Below are 16,231 nucleotides of genomic sequence, written 5' to 3'. Positions count from 1 at the left end.
TGGCACGATCACGGGTGCCGAATTGACGGGCGGGGCTTCCCGATGCCATCACGTGATCAGGCTGTGACCGCTCGTTCGACCAACGTCAGGGCACGGTGCGGGAGTTCCCCCCGGTCACGGTGTCCGCCGCCGAGCCACACGACGCGCGGGTCACGGCGGAACCAGGAGTCCTGGCGGCGCGCGAAGCGCTTGGTTGCGCGCACGGTCTCGGCCCGCGCCTCGTCCTCGGTGCACTCCCCCGCGAGCGCCGCCAGGATCTGCTGGTAGCCGAGAGCCCGTGAGGCGGTGAGGCCCTCGCGCAGCCCGGCCGCTTCCAGGGCCCGTACCTCGTCCACGAGCCCCGACTCCCACATCCGGTCGACGCGCACGGCGATGCGTTCGTCGAGCTCGGGGCGGTCCACATCGACGCCGATCTGCACGGCGTCGTAGACGGGCCGGTCGCCGGGGAGGTTGGCGGTGAAGGGCTTGCCGGTGATCTCGATGACTTCGAGGGCGCGGACGATACGGCGGCCGTTGCTCGCCAGGATGGACCGGGCGGCATCCGGGTCGGCCGCGGCGAGCCGGGTGTGCAGGGCGCCGGAGCCGCGCTCGGCCAGTTCCGCTTCCAGGCGGGCGCGCACCTCGGGGTCCGTACCGGGGAACTCCAGGGCGTCGATGGCGCCCTTCACGTACAGCCCGGAGCCGCCGACCAGGATGGGCGTACGGCCTTCGGCGAGAAGCCGGTCGATCTCCCGCCGGGCCAGCCGCTGGTACTCGGCGACGCTGGCGGCCTCGGTGACGTCCCAGATGTCGAGCAGCCGGTGCGGCACGCCGTCACGTTCGGGGAGCGTCAGCTTCGCGGTGCCGATGTCCATCCCCCGGTAGAGCTGCATGGAGTCGGCGTTGATCACCTCGCCGTCGAGCCGCTGGGCGAGATAGACCCCCAGATCCGATTTTCCGGCAGCGGTGGGGCCGACGACGGTGATGACGCGGGGGGCGGGGGCGGGAAGGATCACCGGGACAGTGTCCCAAATTTCCGGGGCGCGCATTTCGCGGGCGCGAATTTCCGGGGCCACCGAACGCGTGAGGTCGGCAGAAACGGACAGGTGACGGACAATGGGGGCGGGAGAACGCTCCCACGGACAGTCCTCACTGCACGGAAGGTGACCCAATGGGGTTCCTGGACAACCTGAAGGCCAAGCTGGGACCGGCCAAGGAAAAGGTCGGCGACCTGGCGCAGCAGCACGGGGGCAAGATCGAGCAGGGCCTGGAGAAGGCCGCGCGCACGGTCGACCAGAAGACCAAGGGCAAGTACAGCGACAAGATCGATTCGGGTACGCGGAAGGCCAAGGAAGCCGTGGACAAGCTGGGTCAGAAGGACGGCGGTACGCCCCCTCCGCCGCCGCCCGCTTCCTGACGCGGTGGTCATGGCCCGGCGGCGGGCGCGGAGCCGAGTGCTCCGCGCCCGCCGCCGGTGCGTTCGGGACCGGTGCGTTCAGGACCAGGCGGCGACGGTGTAGCCCACGCCGTACGGGGCGTCCTCGTACAGCAGCCGTCCGGCGAGCCCGGCACCCCGTGCGGCACCGCCGAGCAGCTGCCAGGGGGCACGGCCCGCCGCCTGGAGTTCGTGACCGAGCGTCGCGTCGAGGGCCGCGAGGGCGTCGAGGTCCGCGGAGCCGAGGGCTTCGGTGGCCCGGGCGTCGAACCCGGCGGCCCTCTCGTCGAGGTAGCCGGGCGCCTTGAGTGTGCGGCGGGCGCTGCCGTCCCCCATCACCAGGAGCGCGACGCGCTCCGCGCGCCGGGCCAGTGCGCCCCCGGTCTCCGCGCACTCCCCGGCGCTGCTGCGCGTTCCCACGACGAGCCCTTCGACGGGGGCGCCCGTCCAGTGGGCCCGGCCCAGCAGCCACGCGCCCACCGCGAGGGACTGCGGCAGCGGCCGGCCCGCCGGGGCGTCGTACCCCGGCCCGTCGCCCAGGGTCACGTCGAGGTCCACGCCCACGCCCCGGAAGGAGCCCCGCGCACCGGCCGGGTAGGCCCCGGCGGCCCGCTCGTCGCCCGGCCCGACGACGACGAGCAGATCCGGGCGGGCGGCGGCGAGCACCCCGAGGGCGTCGAGGCACGCGTCACGCGCGGCGTCGAGCTCGGGTGCGGCCCCGGCGGCCACGTCGGGCACCAGGAGCGGCGGACAGGGGCACACGGCGGCGGCGACAAGCATGCCGGTCAGCGTACTGGCCGGGGTGACGGCTCAGGGCGCCCCCGTCGCCCCTGTACGGATCAGCCGACGCCGCAGGCCGGGGCCTCGGCGGCCGGGAGCGGGGCCGGGGCGCCGATGCCGGGGAGGCCGAGCATGACGCCGGCGGGCTTGGCCGCGGCGGCCGCGGTGCGCTTCTCCCAGGCGTCGCCCGCGCGGGTGGCCCGTACCGCGAGCGGCGTGCCCTCGGCGAGCAGGTGGTGCGGGGCGGCGTAGGTGATCTCGACGGTCACCACGTCGCCGGGGCGCACATCCTGGTCGGGCTGGGTGAAGTGGACCAGGCGATTGTCGGGGGCACGGCCGGAGAGGCGCTGTGTGGCGCCGTCCTTGCGGCCCTCGCCCTCGGCGACCATGACGTCCAGGGTGCGGCCGACCTGCTTCTTGTTCTCGTCCCAGGAGATCTGCTCCTGGAGGGCGGACAGGCGCATGTACCGCTCCTGCACGACCTCCTTGGGGATCTGGCCGTCCATGTCGGCGGCGGGCGTCCCGGGGCGCTTGGAGTACTGGAAGGTGAACGCGTTGGCGAAACGGGCCTCGCGGACCGCGTGCATCGTCTGCTCGAAGTCCTCCTCGGTCTCACCGGGGAAGCCCACGATGATGTCGGTGGAGATGGCGGCGTCCGGCATCGCGGCGCGCACCTTCTCGATGATCCCGAGGAAGCGCTCCTGACGGTAGGAGCGGCGCATCGCCTTCAGGACTCGGTCGGAGCCGGACTGCATCGGCATGTGCAGCTGCGGCATCACGTTCGGCGTCTCGGCCATGGCGGCGATGACGTCGTCGGTGAAGTCGCGCGGGTGCGGTGAGGTGAAGCGGACACGCTCCAGGCCCTCGATCTTCCCGCAGGCCCGCAGCAGCTTGGAGAAGGCCTCACGGTCGCCGATGTCGGAGCCGTACGCGTTGACGTTCTGGCCGAGGAGGGTGATCTCGGAGACGCCCTCGGCGACCAGTGCCTCGATCTCGGCCAGGATGTCGCCGGTGCGGCGGTCCTTCTCCTTGCCGCGCAGCGCCGGGACGATACAGAAGGTGCAGGTGTTGTTGCAGCCGACGGAGATGGAGACCCACGCGGCGTAGGCGGACTCGCGACGGGTGGGGAGTGTGGAGGGGAAGGCCTCCAGGGATTCGGCGATCTCGATCTGCGCCTCCTCCTGGATGCGGGCGCGCTCCAGGAGGACCGGCAGCTTGCCGATGTTGTGGGTGCCGAAGACGACGTCCACCCAGGGGGCCCGCTTGACGATGGTGTCGCGGTCCTTCTGCGCGAGGCAGCCGCCGACGGCGATCTGCATCCCGGGGCGCTTGGTCTTCATGGGGGCGAGGCGGCCGAGGTTGCCGTAGAGCTTGTTGTCGGCGTTCTCCCGCACCGCGCAGGTGTTGAAGACGACGACATCCGCATCGCCGTCGGCGCCCTCGGGGGCCCGGACGTAACCGGCGTCCTCCAGGAGACCCGACAGCCGTTCGGAGTCGTGGACGTTCATCTGGCACCCGTAGGTGCGCACCTCGTAGCTCTTCTGGACGTCCACTGCTTCGCTCCGGTTGCCGCTGCTCATGGGACAAGGGTAGGCGGTCGCCGGACAGGGCCGTCCCTTCCCGGCCGCTGTGGTCCGGGCCTCGCCGGGAGACCTGGCCAGCGGGGCGGGTGAGCTGGCAGGATCGCGCGCATGTCCCACGCTCGGTCCCGATTCGGCCTCCGGCGCACCACGCAGACGAGCGCCGTCCTCGCGGTCGTGCTCGGGCTGCTCGCGTGGTGGCTGCTGCCCCAGCGGGAGGGGGACCCGAGCGGGTCGCTCACCTTCTCCACAGGAGTGCCCAGCGGCGTCTACCAGCGGTACGGGGAGCGGCTCGAAGGGGCGCTCGCCAAGGACATGCCCGAGGTGTCGATACGGCTGCGGACCAGCGAGGGCTCGCAGCAGAACCTCGCCCGGGTCGCGACGGGCGAGGCCGACTTCACCATCGCCACCGCCGACGCCGTGGCCACCTATCTGCGGGACGGCAGGCCCGGGGCCCAGCGGCTGCGCGGCTGCGTCCGGCTGTACGACGACTACGTCCAGCTGATCGTCCCCCGTGACTCCGACGTCCGCACGGTCGCCGATCTGCGGGGCAAGCAGGTGGCCGTCGGCCAGCAGGGCTCCGGGGTCCGGCTGATCGCGGACCGGCTGCTGACGGCGGCGGGCCTCGACCCGTCCGAGGACATCACCCCGGTGCCGGTGGGCATCGACACCATGCCGATCCGGCTGATCCAGGGGCAGTTGGACGCCTTCTTCTGGTCGGGCGGGCTGCCGACCGCCGCGGTGCAGGAGCTGTCGCAGCGCTTCGACATCCGGCTGGTGCCGCTGGAGGCAGCCCTGGTCGCGAAGTTGCAGGCGGCGAACGGTCCCACCCGCTTCTACCGGTCGGCGATGATGCCCGCCGACGCCTATCCGCTGGCCCAGCAGGGCCAGGCGGTGCCCACGGTCGCCGTCTCCAATCTGCTCGTCACGACCGACCGCACGGATTCGGCGCTGACCGAGGCCTTCACCCGGACCGTGATCAACAGCCGGGACCGGATCGGCCGTGAGGTCCACGCGGCGCAGCTGGTGGATCTGCGGACGGCGATCTACACGGATCCGCTGGATGTGCACGAGGGGGCCAAGGACTACTACCGGTCGGTGAAGCCGTAGGGGCGCAGAACCCCACGGCCACGGCCGAGAAGCGGTGAGCTTGCCCTCCCGTGGCGGGCGCCCCTCACCCCTGCGCCGGATTGCGGGGCACCGAGACCCGCACCCGCAGCCCGTGCGGTTCGTGGTGTTCGTACGCGATCGAGCCGCCGCCCGCCGCGAGCAGCACCCGGGAGATGGAGAGGCCCAGGCCCGATCCGCTGACGTTCTGGTGGCGGGTGCTGCGCCAGAAGCGGTCCCCGACGCGCTCCAGCTCCGCTTCGGTGAGGCCGGGGCCCCGGTCGGCGACCACGACGGTCGTCGCGGCGGCTGTCGCGGCGACCGTGACCCGTACGTCCTGTCCGGCGGGGGTGAACTTCAGGGCGTTGTCGATCACCGCGTCCAGGGCGCTGGAGAGCGCGATGGGGTCGGCCCACGCGGTGGCCGCCGGGGCGCCGTCCAGGGTGAGGCCCACGCCCTTCCGCTCCGCCATCGGGCGCCAGGAGGCGACGCGCTCGGCGGTGAGCGGGACGATGTCGATGAGCTGGAGGTCCGCCTCGGCGTGCTCGGCCAGCGCGAGGTCCAGGAGGTCGTCCAGGACCCGGGCCAGCCTCTTGCCCTCGGTGCGCACGGCGGCGATCTCCTCGTTGCCCTCGGGCAGTTCCAGGGCGAGGAGCTCGATGCGCAGGAGCAGGGCGGCGAGCGGGTTGCGCAGCTGGTGGGAGGCGTCGGCGACGAAGGCGCGCTGCTGTTCCAGCACGTCCTCGACGTTGTCGGCCATCTCGTTGAACGAGCGCGCCAGGCGCCTGAGTTCCGGCGGTCCGGCGGAGGCGGCGACCCGGGAGCGCATCCGGCCGCCGGCGATGTCGTGGGTGGCCGCGTCCAGGGTCCGTACCGGCAGCAGCACCCAGCCGGTGAGCCGGACGGCCGCGCCGATCGCCACCAGCAGGGCCAGGGCCTCGCCGAGGCCGATGAAAAGCCAGGTCCGCAGAATCCTGGACCGCATCTCGCCGGTGGGCGAGTCGATCACGACGACGGCGACCACGTCCCCGTCGCGCACGACGGGCGAGGCGACGACGACCCGGCCGTCGTGCCAGGGCCAGACCTGCGGGGGGTCGTGCGAGCGGCGGCCGAGGAGCGCTTCCTTGAAGGCCGTGCGCCCCTCCCCCGCGACGGGCAGGGTCCAGAAGCTGGGGGCCTTCGCCAGCGGCCGGTGGTCCCGGAAGAAGACGCCGGCCCGGATGTCGTAGACCGAGGTGTAGACCTCCAGGTCGGTCTGAAGGGTTCGGCGGCGCTCCTCGCTGTCCGGGGAGGTGTCGGTGATGGACTGTGCCAGGGCGGCGAAGCGCGCGGTGTCGTCGATCCGGTCGATCACGAGGCGCTGCTGTTCGGCGGCGGCCACGCTCACCGCGAGCGGGAGGCCCAGGGTGATCAGGATGGCCGCCATCAGGATGATGAGCAGCGGAAGGAGACGGGCGCGCACCGGGGACTTACCCGCCCGTTACACGGACGGGGCGACGAGCCGGTAGCCGACGCCCCGCACGGTCTCGATCAGGGCGGGCAGCCGCAGCTTGGAGCGCAGGGAGGCGACGTGGACCTCCAGCGTGCGCCCGGTCCCCTCCCAGCTGGTGCGCCACACCTCGCTGATGATCTGCTCGCGACGGAAGACGACACCGGGGCGCTGGGCGAGGAGGGCCAGCAGGTCGAACTCCTTGCGGGTGAGCTGGACTTCTGCACCGTCGACGCTGACCCGCCGGGTGGACAGCTCGATTGCGACCGGACCGAGGCGCAGGGCGGCCGCGGGGGTCGGCGCGGTGTCCTCGCCACTGGTGGTGCGCCGGGCGACCGCGTGGATACGGGCGAGCAGCTCGCCGGTGTCGTAGGGCTTGACTACGTAGTCGTCGGCGCCGAGGTTGAGTCCGTGGATGCGCGAGCGCACGTCGGCGCGGGCGGTCACCATGATCACGGGGGTCGCGGTGCGCTTGCGGATCTTCCCGCACACCTCGTAGCCGTCCTGATCGGGCAGGCCGAGGTCGAGGAGGATCACCCCGAAGGGCTCCTTCTCGGCGGGCAGTAGCGCGCGCAGGGCCTCCTCGCCGTTACGGGCGTGCACGACCTTGAATCCGTGCCGCGCGAGCACGGCGGACAGGGCCGCCGCGACGTGGTCGTCGTCCTCGACGAGCAGCAGTCTCATGACCCTCCTCTCCGTCCTCCCGGGCCGTCCGGCTCCTCGGGGTCGTTCGCGTGACCGCTTCCACCGTCACTTGGCGTCAACCGTTGCAGGGCGTCACCGGATGAAGCCCGACATTAACGCGTACTTCATCCACAAGATCCCCGGTGGGGCTCCCCGTTCAGCGGCGTTTCACGTATCTCTCGCATATCTCCCGCTCCAGGCATCCACGCCGATGACCGGCACGCCAGTCAAGAGCCTGTCGGTTACAGCACGGTTTCCGTTATGCACCCGGTACGCCTCGGGGCGGCGCGTGACGTCCTGTTCACACGGAGTGTCCGGTTGCGGCCGGATCGTTATGCTCAATTTCCGCTCAGATGTAATGACGCTGGTCGCACTGCGTCACTAGGGTCCTTGGCAACCGAGGAGGACGGAGCAAGAAGCCGATGAGCGGAGTTTCAGTGACCAAGGCCGCCGAGGGTGCCGCGCCCGCGGCGAACGACCTGGTCGTACTGAGCAACGTCAACAAGCACTTCGGCGCGCTGCATGTGCTCCAGGACATCGACCTGACCATCGCCCGTGGCGAGGTCGTGGTCGTCATCGGGCCTTCCGGGTCCGGCAAGTCCACGCTGTGCCGCACGATCAACCGCTTGGAGACGATCGATTCGGGCGCGATCTCGATCGACGGCAAGCCCCTGCCCCAGGAGGGCAAGGAGCTGGCCCGGCTGCGCGCCGACGTGGGCATGGTCTTCCAGTCGTTCAATCTCTTCGCACACAAGACGGTGCTGGAGAACGTGATGCTGGGTCAGGTCAAGGTCCGCAAGGCCGACAAGAAGGTTGCGGAGGAGAAGGCCCGGACCCTGCTCGACCGGGTGGGCGTCGGTGTGCAGGCCGACAAGTACCCGGCGCAGCTCTCCGGTGGCCAGCAGCAACGCGTCGCGATCGCGCGGGCGCTGGCGATGGACCCGAAGGTCATGCTCTTCGACGAGCCCACGTCGGCTCTCGACCCGGAGATGATCAACGAGGTCCTCGAAGTCATGCAGCAGCTGGCCCGGGACGGCATGACGATGATCGTCGTCACGCACGAGATGGGATTCGCCCGCTCCGCCGCCAACCGCGTCGTGTTCATGGCCGACGGGAAGATCGTCGAAGAGGCCACGCCCGAGCAGTTCTTCAGCAATCCTCGCAGCGACCGGGCCAAGGACTTCCTGTCGAAGATCCTTCACCACTGACGGCCGAACGCCCGACGCCCGAACACTGGGCGATCGAATGCCTGACGACTTGGCGCCTGAACGCCCGACGACAACGACCCATGACCTAAGGACTGTTCACATGAAGCTCCGCAAGTCGGCCGCCGTCGCGGCCATCGCCGTACTCGCCCTGACCGCGACCGCGTGCGGCGGCAAGGAGGGCTCCGCCGGTGACAAACCGGGCGGCACGAAGCCCGGTTCCTCCGAGGCCCCCGCGCTGCCCACGTACACCGCGGCCAAGGACGTCGACCTGGACTCGCCGGTCTTCAAGAAGGCGAAGCAGCGCGGGAAGCTGATCATCGGCGCCAAGGCCGACCAGCCCTTCCTCGGTTTCGAGGACCAGTCGACCAAGGAGCGCTCCGGCTTCGACATCGAGATCGCCAAGATGATCGCGGCGGACCTCGGCTTCACGGAGAAGCAGATCGAGTGGAAGACCGTCGACTCCGGCGTCCGTGAGACGGCCATCTCCAAGGGCCAGGTCGACTACTACGTCGGCACCTACACGATCAACGACGAGCGCAAGAAGCAGGTCGGGTTCGCCGGTCCCTACTACAAGGCCGGCGCGGATCTCCTGGTCCGCAAGGGCGACGACTCGATCAAGGGCAAGGATTCGGTCAAGGGCAAGAAGGTCTGCTCGATCGTCGGCTCCACGCCGCTCCAGGAGATCAAGAAGCCCGAGTACGGCGCGAGCGTCGTCGAGCTGGCCAAGTACTCCGACTGCGTGCAGCAGCTGCTGACCAAGCAGGTCGACGCCGTCACCACGGACGACTCGATCCTCAAGGGTTACGCCGCCGCCAACTCCGGCAAGCTTGAGGTCGTCGGCGAGCCGTTCACCGACGAGCCCTACGGCGTCGGCCTGGACAAGGACGACAAGGTGCTGCGCGAGGCCATCAGCAAGTCGCTGGAGGAGCGCGTCAAGGACGGCACGTACAAGAAGATCTACGAGGGCACGCTGGGCCTGTCCGGCGCGGAGTACACCGACCCGCCGGCCATCGAGCGCTACTGACACCCGTCGGCCGCCCGGCCGCTGACACCCGTCGGCCGCCCGGCGGCTGACATCTCGTCACCGACGCCTCGCGTGTGACCCAGGCGTCCCGTACCCCACCGCTGCCCGAGCTCCCTCGGGCACGGCGGGCGTGCGGGGCGCCCCTTCCCCTGCCCCCGATGCCGATGACCGCCGACGCGGAGACCTCATGAACGTACTGCTCGACAATTTCCCAGCGTTCCGCGACGGCTTCATAGGAACCGTGTCGATCACCGCCGTCAGCTCGGTTATCGCCCTGGTCCTCGGTGTGGCCATCGCCGGATTCCGCGTATCGCCGGTCCCGCCGCTGCGGTACTTCGGCACCGCGTGGGTCACTCTGATGCGCAACACCCCGCTGACGCTGCTCTTCCTGATCTTCTTCTTCGTCGTGCCGGAGATCCTCTTCCCGGGGATGAGCCCGTTCGTTCTCGGCTCGCTGGCGCTCGGCTTCTACACCTCCTCGTTCGTCTGCGAGGCGGTCCGCTCCGGCATCAACACCGTGCCGCTGGGCCAGGCCGAGGCGGCTCGCTCGATCGGCATGACGTTCGCCCAGACACTGCGAATCGTGGTGCTCCCCCAGGCGACCCGGACCGTGATCCCGCCGCTGAGCAGCATCTTCATCGCGCTCACCAAGAACTCCGCGATCGCCGGGGCCTTCAGCAACACCGAGCTGTTCGGCTGGCAGAAGCTGATGAGTGACAAGGGATACGACATCATCCCCGTCTTCATCTGGGTGGCCCTCGGCTATCTGGTCGTCACGTTTACCATCAGCGGCCTCTTCCGGCTGCTGGAGCGTCGCATGGAGGTCGCCCGATGAGCGCCAGCGTTCTCTACGACGCCCCGGGCCCCAAGGCCCGCGTCCGCAACCGGATCTACGCCGTCGCCGGCACCCTCGCCATCGCGGCCCTGATCCTCGTGAGCGTGCTGCGGCTGGCGGACAAGGGCCACCTGGCCCCCGAGATGTGGGACATCTTCAACTACTCGGGCATCCGGCAGAACATCGCCGACGCGGTGCTCGCCACACTGAAGGCGTTCGGGCTGGCCGCCGTCGGCTCGCTGGTCCTCGGTGTGCTGCTCGCGGTGGGCCGGCTCTCCGACCACCAGCCGATCCGCTGGGCGGCGACGACCTTCATCGAGCTGTTCCGCTCGCTCCCCCTCCTGATCACCATCTACGCCATCTGGGTCGGCTTCCTCACCGACCACTCGATGTGGGCACTGGCGGCGGGCCTGTCCGTCTACAACGGCTGTGTCCAGGCCGAGGTCCTGCGCGCCGGAATCAACTCGGTGCCCAGGGGCCAGAGCGAGGCCGCGTACGCGCTCGGCATGAGCAAGACGCAGGTCATGGTGACCGTCCTGATGCCGCAGGCCATCCGGTCCATGCTGCCGACGATCATCAGCCAGCTCGTGGTGACCCTCAAGGACACCTCGCTCGGCTTCATCATCCTGTACCCGGAACTGCTCCAGACCGCGCGTCTGATCGCCTCCAACACGCAGGTGAACGGCCAGTACCCGTACGTCTCGACGATCGTCGTCATCGGCACCATCTACATCGCGATGTGTCTGGTGCTCTCGGCACTGGCGACCTGGATCGAGAAGCGCGGCCGTCGCGCCAAGACCGGCATCAAGGTGGCGCCCGGCGTCCAGACCAACGGCATCCCCACGGTGGACGACATCCCGGCGGCGAACCCGGGGGGCGCGGGGGGCGCGGGCACCGGGGCCGACGGTGCAGACGGGACCGATGTGACGAAGAGCTGATCCCCACCGGGCCGTCCCGGCAGGAGCATTCGAGGCAGCGGCGCACGCGTCGCTGCCTCGGTCACTTGACGCAAGCACCACCAGTGGGTTGCATACGTTCTGTGATCACGCACCCGGCTTCCCCTGCCACGTTCCGCATGGCCGTGCGAAACGTCAGCATGACCGTACGGCCCGTCAGCATGCCTGTGCGGACCGGGGGGTACGCACTGTGGACCCGGTGATCGTCGTCGGCGCCGGACCGGTTGGTCTGACGCTGTCGCTGGCCCTCGCCGCCCAGGGCGTCCCCTCGGTCGTCCTCGACGAGGGCCCCGGCACCGAGGAGACCCGGCTCGCCCGCACGGTCGTGCTGCGGGAGGACACCGCCGATCTGATGGGCCGTCTCGGCTGCCGGGATCTGGACCGGGCCGGGCTGCGCTGGGCCGGGTGGCGCTCGATGCGCCGGAAGCAGCTGGTCCGGGAAGTGCCTCTGGGCGAGGACCCGGAGGGCGAGGACGGCCTGCCTCGCCACGCGCTCCTGCCCGCCCCGCTCCATGTTCCGCAGCACGCGCTGGGCACCGCGCTGCGGGCAGCGGTCGGCGCGGCGCCGCTGGTCCAGCTGATGCCGCTGAGCCGGATCGACACCCTGGAGCAGGACGCGCACGGCGTCACGGTGCACACCAGGGAGCCCGGTTCGACCTGGTGGCGCGGGAGTTACGTGGTCGGCTGCGACGGCGCACGGTCGACCGTGCGCAAGCTGCTGGACATCCGGTTTCCGGGCCGTACGGCGGTGGAGCGGCACGCCGTCGCCGCGCTTCGGGCCGAACTGCCCTGGCCCGGCGAGGCCGTCCTGCACCGGCAGCCCCCTTGGCGCACCGGCGGCGCCGAGGTCACCGCCCGGCCGCTGCCGGACGGCGTCTGGCGGGTGGACTGGCTGCTGCCGCCGCGCGGCGAACTGGTCACCCCCGAAGCCCTGATCACCCGCATCCGGGACACCCTGGCGGGCTGGTGCGGCGAGACCCCGGCGTACGAGCTGCTGGACACCGGTGTCCACACCCTTCACCACCGGCTCGCCCGCCGCTGGCGGCGACAGCGCGCCTTCCTTGCGGGGGACGCGGCACATCTGCTGGGCGCCCTGGGCACCCAGGGCCTGGACGAAGGCCTCCGGGACGCCGAGAACCTGGCCTGGAAGCTGGCCCACGCCTGGCACCACGGCCCTGCCGAGCAGTTGCTCGACAGCTACCAGTCCGAGCGCCGGGCAGCGGTGGCCGCCCGGCTGCGCGCCGCCGACCAGTGCCTGCCGATACTGCGCGGCGGGGGCGGCCTGCGGACCCTGGTCCCGGGAGCCGCACGCGGCCACGACACCCTGCTCGCCGACGGCCATCTGGGCCGCGGAGCCCTGGGGGCGCCCCCCTCGTACTCACACTCCCCCCTTTCACCTCCATGCGCCGAGGCGCACACAGCCGTCGGTACGCCCCCCGGTGCACCGGTCGCCGATGTACGGGTGACGGCGCCGGACGGGACGACGGTGCGCCTGCGCGAGCGGCTCGGGCAGGGGCATCCGCTGGTCGTCCTGGTCGCGCCCGGGACGGGGGTGTGGGACCGGCGGCACTGGCAGACCGCGGGCGTCATGCCGCGCCTCACGGACGCCGTGGCGGCGCTGCCCGTCACGGCGGAGCTGCTGGTCACCGAGAACTACCCGGGAGCCTCGGCGCACACCGTCCTCCTGATCAGGCCGGACGGGCACCTGGTAGCGGCCTTCGGCGGCGTACGGCCCGCGGAACTGTTCGCCGCGGCCCGGGCCGCGCTGGGCGGTGCAGGCCGGGGTACGGAGGGGGGTGCGGAGCCGAAGGGACCCGAGGGCCCGGAGAGAGCGGAGCAGGCAGAGAAGGCGGAGGCGGAGCAGGTGGAGAAGGTCGAGAAGGCGGACGAGCCGGAGGGGGGCCTGGACGACGATGCTGCGGGACACGATCAGCGGTCCCAGGCCCGGGCCCGGGTCCACGCCGACGGGACCGCCGGGATCAATTGACCGTCACGGGCGCACATGGTGTACTCCAGATCATGACCGACACCGATGTGCGCCTGTGGCGGAGGGTCCATATGGACCTCGTCCGTTACGCGGGCTGCGTGTGTCGCCCGTCCTGCTGAATCGCCTTCCCCTGCCGGTCCGTGCCGCTTCCGCACGGCCGGGCTCGTGCGCGAACTCTCAGGACGGTCCTCGTGTCTTCCCCTCACCCCGCCGTGCCGACGGCTGCTTCCGTACCTTCTCCCGCCACTCCTGCCGCTGTTGCCCCAGCCCCTGTAAGTGGCTTCGGCCCGGGCTCTTCCGCCGGTCCCACGGTCGCAGAGCTGCTGGACTTCGCCCGCCGCAGTGCCGAGGACTCGGCGCTCATCGCCTCACTCCCACTCGATCCGGAAGGCCGCACCTGGATCCGGCTCGACGGGCCGGGCGGCAGCGAGGCCTGGCTGATCGGCTGGCCCCCGGGAACCGGCACGGGCTGGCACGATCACGCCGATTCGGTCGGCGCGTTCACCACCGCGGCGGGCACGCTCAAGGAACACTCGCTGGCCGTGCGGCTGCCCACCGACGGCTGGAAGACCCTGGAACTGACCGACGGGGTGGACCGGACGAGGGAGCTGGCGGCCGGCCAGGGCAGGGCCTTCGGGAGGCACCACGTCCACGAGGTGCTCAACGAGTCCGACACCCTGCACGCCGTCTCGGTCCACGCCTACTACCCGCCGCTGCCGCGCATGCGCCGGTTCAGCCGCACCGGCTCGGTGCTCCGCCTGGAGCAGACCGAGAGCCCGGAGGACTGGCAGTGAGCGAGAACCGGACCGGAAACACACCGGACACGAGCGCTTCGGCCACCGTGGGCATCGACGAACTGCTGGAGCGGGTCAGGGCCGGGTACGACCGGATCGGCCCGCACGAGGCCGCCGCGGCCGCCGAGGCCGGGGCCCTCCTGGTGGACATCCGGTACGCGGCGCTCCGCGACCGGGACGGACTGGTCCCGAGTGCGCTCGTCGTCGAACGCAACGAGCTGGAGTGGCGGCTCGACCCCCGGGGCAGCCACCGCGCCGCCGAGGCCGTCGGCCACGACCTCCAGATCGTGCTGCTCTGCAACGAGGGGTACGCGTCGAGCCTCGCGGTTGCCTCGCTGCGGCAGCTGGGGCTGCACCGGGCCACCGACCTGATCGGCGGCTTCCAGGCCTGGCGCGCCGCCGGCCTCCCGGTCACCTCACCACCGCCCAAGGCCTGACGGAGCCCGGGGAAGCACGGTCACCGCCCTGTCGGTCACCGCCCTGGCGGCGTCCGTTCCTCCCTCGGCCCTGGACCCCGAGGCCTGCGGCCCCGGGTGCCCCACACCCGAACGCCACGTTCCAGTAGAGCAATCGCCGTGCGTGACCGACATTCGCCTCACATAGAGGACCGAAATGTACGGAGATGACGCACTCATGGCGACCGCTGTCCTCACCCCCGACCAGCTCGACGACCAGGCCGCCCGGCTGTACGACACCCAGGCGTGGCAGCGGTTCGTCACGGGCTGGGAGCACACCGCCCCGGAGCCTGTGCTCCCCCCGGCGAGGCCGACGCGGCCCGCGACCCCGCGCCCCACCGACTGGCGGAGCCTGCTCTCCGTCCCCGTGGACCGGCTCATCGACGACTCCTTGCGGGCGCTGCCAGCTGCGCCCCCGCACGAGCGTCCGCTGCCGGGGCGACTTGGTGCGATGCTGCCCGACCGCCTCCACGTCTGGCGGCGGGTCGGCCAGGGAGACCTGCGCCCCTCGACCCACCTGGGCTACGCCCGGCAGATCCTGGCCGAATGGGGCTGGCAGAACACCCCGTACCGGCTGCGGAACGCCCGGGGCGCACGCTGCGTCTGCGGTGCCATGGTCTCCGCGCACCGCCTCGGCTATGGCTCCCTGGACACGGTGAACCGGGCGGGCGCCTGGCTGATCACCGAGCTGCGCTCGCAGGGATGGCCCGGCCTGATCGGCCCCTGGAACCGCCATCCCGGCCGCACCGCCGCCGACGCCCTGGCCCTGCTCGACACCACGATCCGCCGCGCGGCCTTGGCCGGGCACTGACACAAACAAGCCCCGTGCCACGCCTTACTCCCTCACCGCCTTGCTCCCCCGCTCCCCCTATGGCTCGGCTCGCCCGTTCCTCCGCCCCCCGGTTCCTCTCACGAGGCTCGACTCGCCCGTTGCCCAGCCCCTCGTTCCTCATGAGGCTCGGTTCCCCGATCCCCCCATGAGGCTCGGCTCCCCGTTTCCCTGATCCCATTCCCCGTAGGGCTCGGGCCCCCGTTCTGTCCCCGTTCTGTCCCCGTACTGTCCCTTAGGGCTCGGCATCCCCATTGAGCACGACTCCCCTGCTCTGCCGCCACTCCCCCGTAGGGCTCCTCTCCCCCGTCCCTTCGCGCCCTGTAAGGCGGGTCCCCTCGTCGGCCTCAGAAGGGCTCGTCCAAGCCCTCCGTGTCCTCGCCCTCCTCCTCCAGCGCCTGACGCACCACGCGCAGAGCCATGCCCTCCCCGTATCCCTTGCGTGCGAGCATCCCCGCCAGTCGGCGCAGCCGCTTGTCGCGGTCCAGACCCCGCGTGGAGCGGAGCTTGCGGGCCACGAGCTCGCGTGCCGTCTCCTCCTCCTGGTCCGCGTCGAGCTGTCCGACCGCCTCGTCGATCACGGCGGAGTCCACGCCCTTAGTCCGCAGCTCGCGGACGAGGGCGCGGCGGGCGAGCCCCCGGCCGTGGTGCCGGGACTCCACCCACGCCCCGGCGAACGCCGCATCGTCGATCAGCCCCACGTCCTCGAAGCGCGCGAGGACTTCCTCAGCGGCCTCGTCCGGGATCTCCCGCTTGCGCAGGGCGTCCGCGAGCTGCTTGCGCGTTCTGGGCGTGCCGGTCAGCAGCCGCAGGCAGATATTGCGCGCCTGCTCGACCGGGTCACGCGGCTCCCCCTTCTCGGCCCTCGACGAGGAAGGGGAGCCGCTGCTTCTGCCGAAGCGGGCACGGCGGCCCGCCCCTTCGCTGAACCCGCCGTCCGCGTCCGCACCACCGCGCGAGCGGCGCCCGGAGCGCCCCTCGGCACCGGACCCCGGCCCGGAGGCGAACGCATCGGTGGCCCCGTCGCCGAATCCGGACCCGGCACCGGGCTCGGCGGGGCTGTCCGGCCACTCCGTACGACGTGTCACG

17 protein-coding genes are annotated in these 16,231 nt (G+C 71.3%); 11 read left to right on the top strand and 6 right to left on the bottom strand.

The features are described from left to right. Positions 1–56: 56 nt before the first annotated feature. Positions 57–1,028 (bottom strand): tRNA (adenosine(37)-N6)-dimethylallyltransferase MiaA, encoded by a 972-nt coding sequence (miaA, locus tag CIB93_RS19830; protein WP_373558773.1) that lies wholly within the window; start codon positions 1,026–1,028, stop codon positions 57–59. Positions 1,029–1,150: 122 nt separating this feature from the next. Between miaA and CIB93_RS19825 the strand changes: the two genes are divergently transcribed. Further along, the gene (locus CIB93_RS19825; protein WP_096628518.1) at positions 1,151–1,396 is read left to right on the top strand and encodes an antitoxin; all 246 of its coding nucleotides are present in this window, start codon (positions 1,151–1,153) and stop codon (positions 1,394–1,396) included. Positions 1,397–1,474: 78 nt separating this feature from the next. On the opposite strand, the gene CIB93_RS19820 is transcribed toward CIB93_RS19825, so the two are convergent. Next, positions 1,475–2,194, bottom strand: a complete 720-nt coding sequence (locus CIB93_RS19820; RefSeq protein ID WP_096628516.1) for a class III extradiol dioxygenase subunit B-like domain-containing protein — start codon at positions 2,192–2,194, stop codon at positions 1,475–1,477. A 59-nt stretch (positions 2,195–2,253) separates the two neighbouring features. Next, positions 2,254–3,774, bottom strand: coding sequence for a tRNA (N6-isopentenyl adenosine(37)-C2)-methylthiotransferase MiaB (gene miaB, locus CIB93_RS19815; protein WP_096628514.1), 1,521 nt, complete (start codon positions 3,772–3,774; stop codon positions 2,254–2,256). 111 nt (positions 3,775–3,885) lie between these two features. Between miaB and CIB93_RS19810 the strand changes: the two genes are divergently transcribed. Beyond that, positions 3,886–4,884 carry a TAXI family TRAP transporter solute-binding subunit gene (locus CIB93_RS19810; protein ID WP_096628512.1) on the top strand — a complete coding sequence of 333 codons (999 nt, stop codon included), beginning with the start codon at positions 3,886–3,888 and terminating at the stop codon, positions 4,882–4,884. 64 nt (positions 4,885–4,948) lie between these two features. Here the strand turns inward: CIB93_RS19810 and CIB93_RS19805 are convergent, their stop codons facing one another. Together CIB93_RS19805 and CIB93_RS19800 are read right to left on the bottom strand one after the other, a co-directional pair. Further along, a complete protein-coding gene (locus CIB93_RS19805; RefSeq protein WP_096628510.1) occupies positions 4,949–6,343 on the bottom strand; it encodes a HAMP domain-containing sensor histidine kinase in 1,395 nt (464 codons plus the stop codon). Positions 6,344–6,361: 18 nt separating this feature from the next. Next, complete coding sequence (locus CIB93_RS19800) at positions 6,362–7,054, bottom strand: response regulator transcription factor (protein WP_096628508.1); 693 nt, start codon at positions 7,052–7,054, stop codon at positions 6,362–6,364. 422 nt (positions 7,055–7,476) lie between these two features. Here CIB93_RS19800 and CIB93_RS19795 point away from each other — a divergent pair, with 422 nt between their 5' ends. The 9 genes from CIB93_RS19795 to CIB93_RS19760 all read left to right on the top strand — a co-directional run bounded on the left by CIB93_RS19795 (position 7,477) and on the right by CIB93_RS19760 (position 15,124). Then, a complete protein-coding gene (locus tag CIB93_RS19795; RefSeq protein ID WP_096628507.1) occupies positions 7,477–8,262 on the top strand; it encodes an amino acid ABC transporter ATP-binding protein in 786 nt (261 codons plus the stop codon). A gap of 100 nt (positions 8,263–8,362) precedes the next feature. Next, positions 8,363–9,286: a glutamate ABC transporter substrate-binding protein gene (locus tag CIB93_RS19790; protein ID WP_096628505.1), complete on the top strand. Its 924-nt coding sequence runs from the start codon at positions 8,363–8,365 to the stop codon at positions 9,284–9,286. Between the two features lie 187 nt (positions 9,287–9,473). Then, on the top strand, positions 9,474–10,121 hold the full coding sequence (locus CIB93_RS19785) for an amino acid ABC transporter permease (RefSeq protein ID WP_096628503.1): 648 nt from the start codon (positions 9,474–9,476) through the stop codon (positions 10,119–10,121). After that, positions 10,118–11,059, top strand: coding sequence for an amino acid ABC transporter permease (locus tag CIB93_RS19780; RefSeq protein ID WP_096628501.1), 942 nt, complete (start codon positions 10,118–10,120; stop codon positions 11,057–11,059). The genes CIB93_RS19785 and CIB93_RS19780 overlap by 4 nt, the downstream gene beginning before the upstream one ends. A gap of 208 nt (positions 11,060–11,267) precedes the next feature. Further along, entirely contained in the window at positions 11,268–13,064 is a 1,797-nt protein-coding gene (locus tag CIB93_RS19775) for an FAD-dependent monooxygenase (RefSeq protein ID WP_096628499.1), read from the top strand. Between the two features lie 32 nt (positions 13,065–13,096). Next, on the top strand, positions 13,097–13,183 hold the full coding sequence (locus CIB93_RS39630) for a putative leader peptide (protein ID WP_311605579.1): 87 nt from the start codon (positions 13,097–13,099) through the stop codon (positions 13,181–13,183). 72 nt (positions 13,184–13,255) lie between these two features. Continuing rightward, positions 13,256–13,858 (top strand): cysteine dioxygenase, encoded by a 603-nt coding sequence (locus CIB93_RS19770; RefSeq protein ID WP_096628498.1) that lies wholly within the window; start codon positions 13,256–13,258, stop codon positions 13,856–13,858. Continuing rightward, positions 13,855–14,295, top strand: coding sequence for a rhodanese-like domain-containing protein (locus tag CIB93_RS19765; RefSeq protein ID WP_096628496.1), 441 nt, complete (start codon positions 13,855–13,857; stop codon positions 14,293–14,295). The genes CIB93_RS19770 and CIB93_RS19765 overlap by 4 nt, the downstream gene beginning before the upstream one ends. A gap of 196 nt (positions 14,296–14,491) precedes the next feature. Then, positions 14,492–15,124, top strand: coding sequence for a hypothetical protein (locus CIB93_RS19760; protein WP_096628560.1), 633 nt, complete (start codon positions 14,492–14,494; stop codon positions 15,122–15,124). A gap of 365 nt (positions 15,125–15,489) precedes the next feature. Here CIB93_RS19760 and recX read toward each other — a convergent pair whose 3' ends face one another. Then, complete coding sequence (recX, locus tag CIB93_RS19755) at positions 15,490–16,230, bottom strand: recombination regulator RecX (RefSeq protein ID WP_096628495.1); 741 nt, start codon at positions 16,228–16,230, stop codon at positions 15,490–15,492. Between the last annotated feature and the right edge of the window lies 1 nt (position 16,231).

This window comes from Streptomyces sp. WZ.A104, from assembly GCF_002382885.1.
GTDB lineage: Bacteria > Actinomycetota > Actinomycetes > Streptomycetales > Streptomycetaceae > Streptomyces.
The sequence above is the reverse complement of the archived record's forward strand: the minus strand, read 5'-3'. Positions and strand labels throughout refer to the sequence as shown.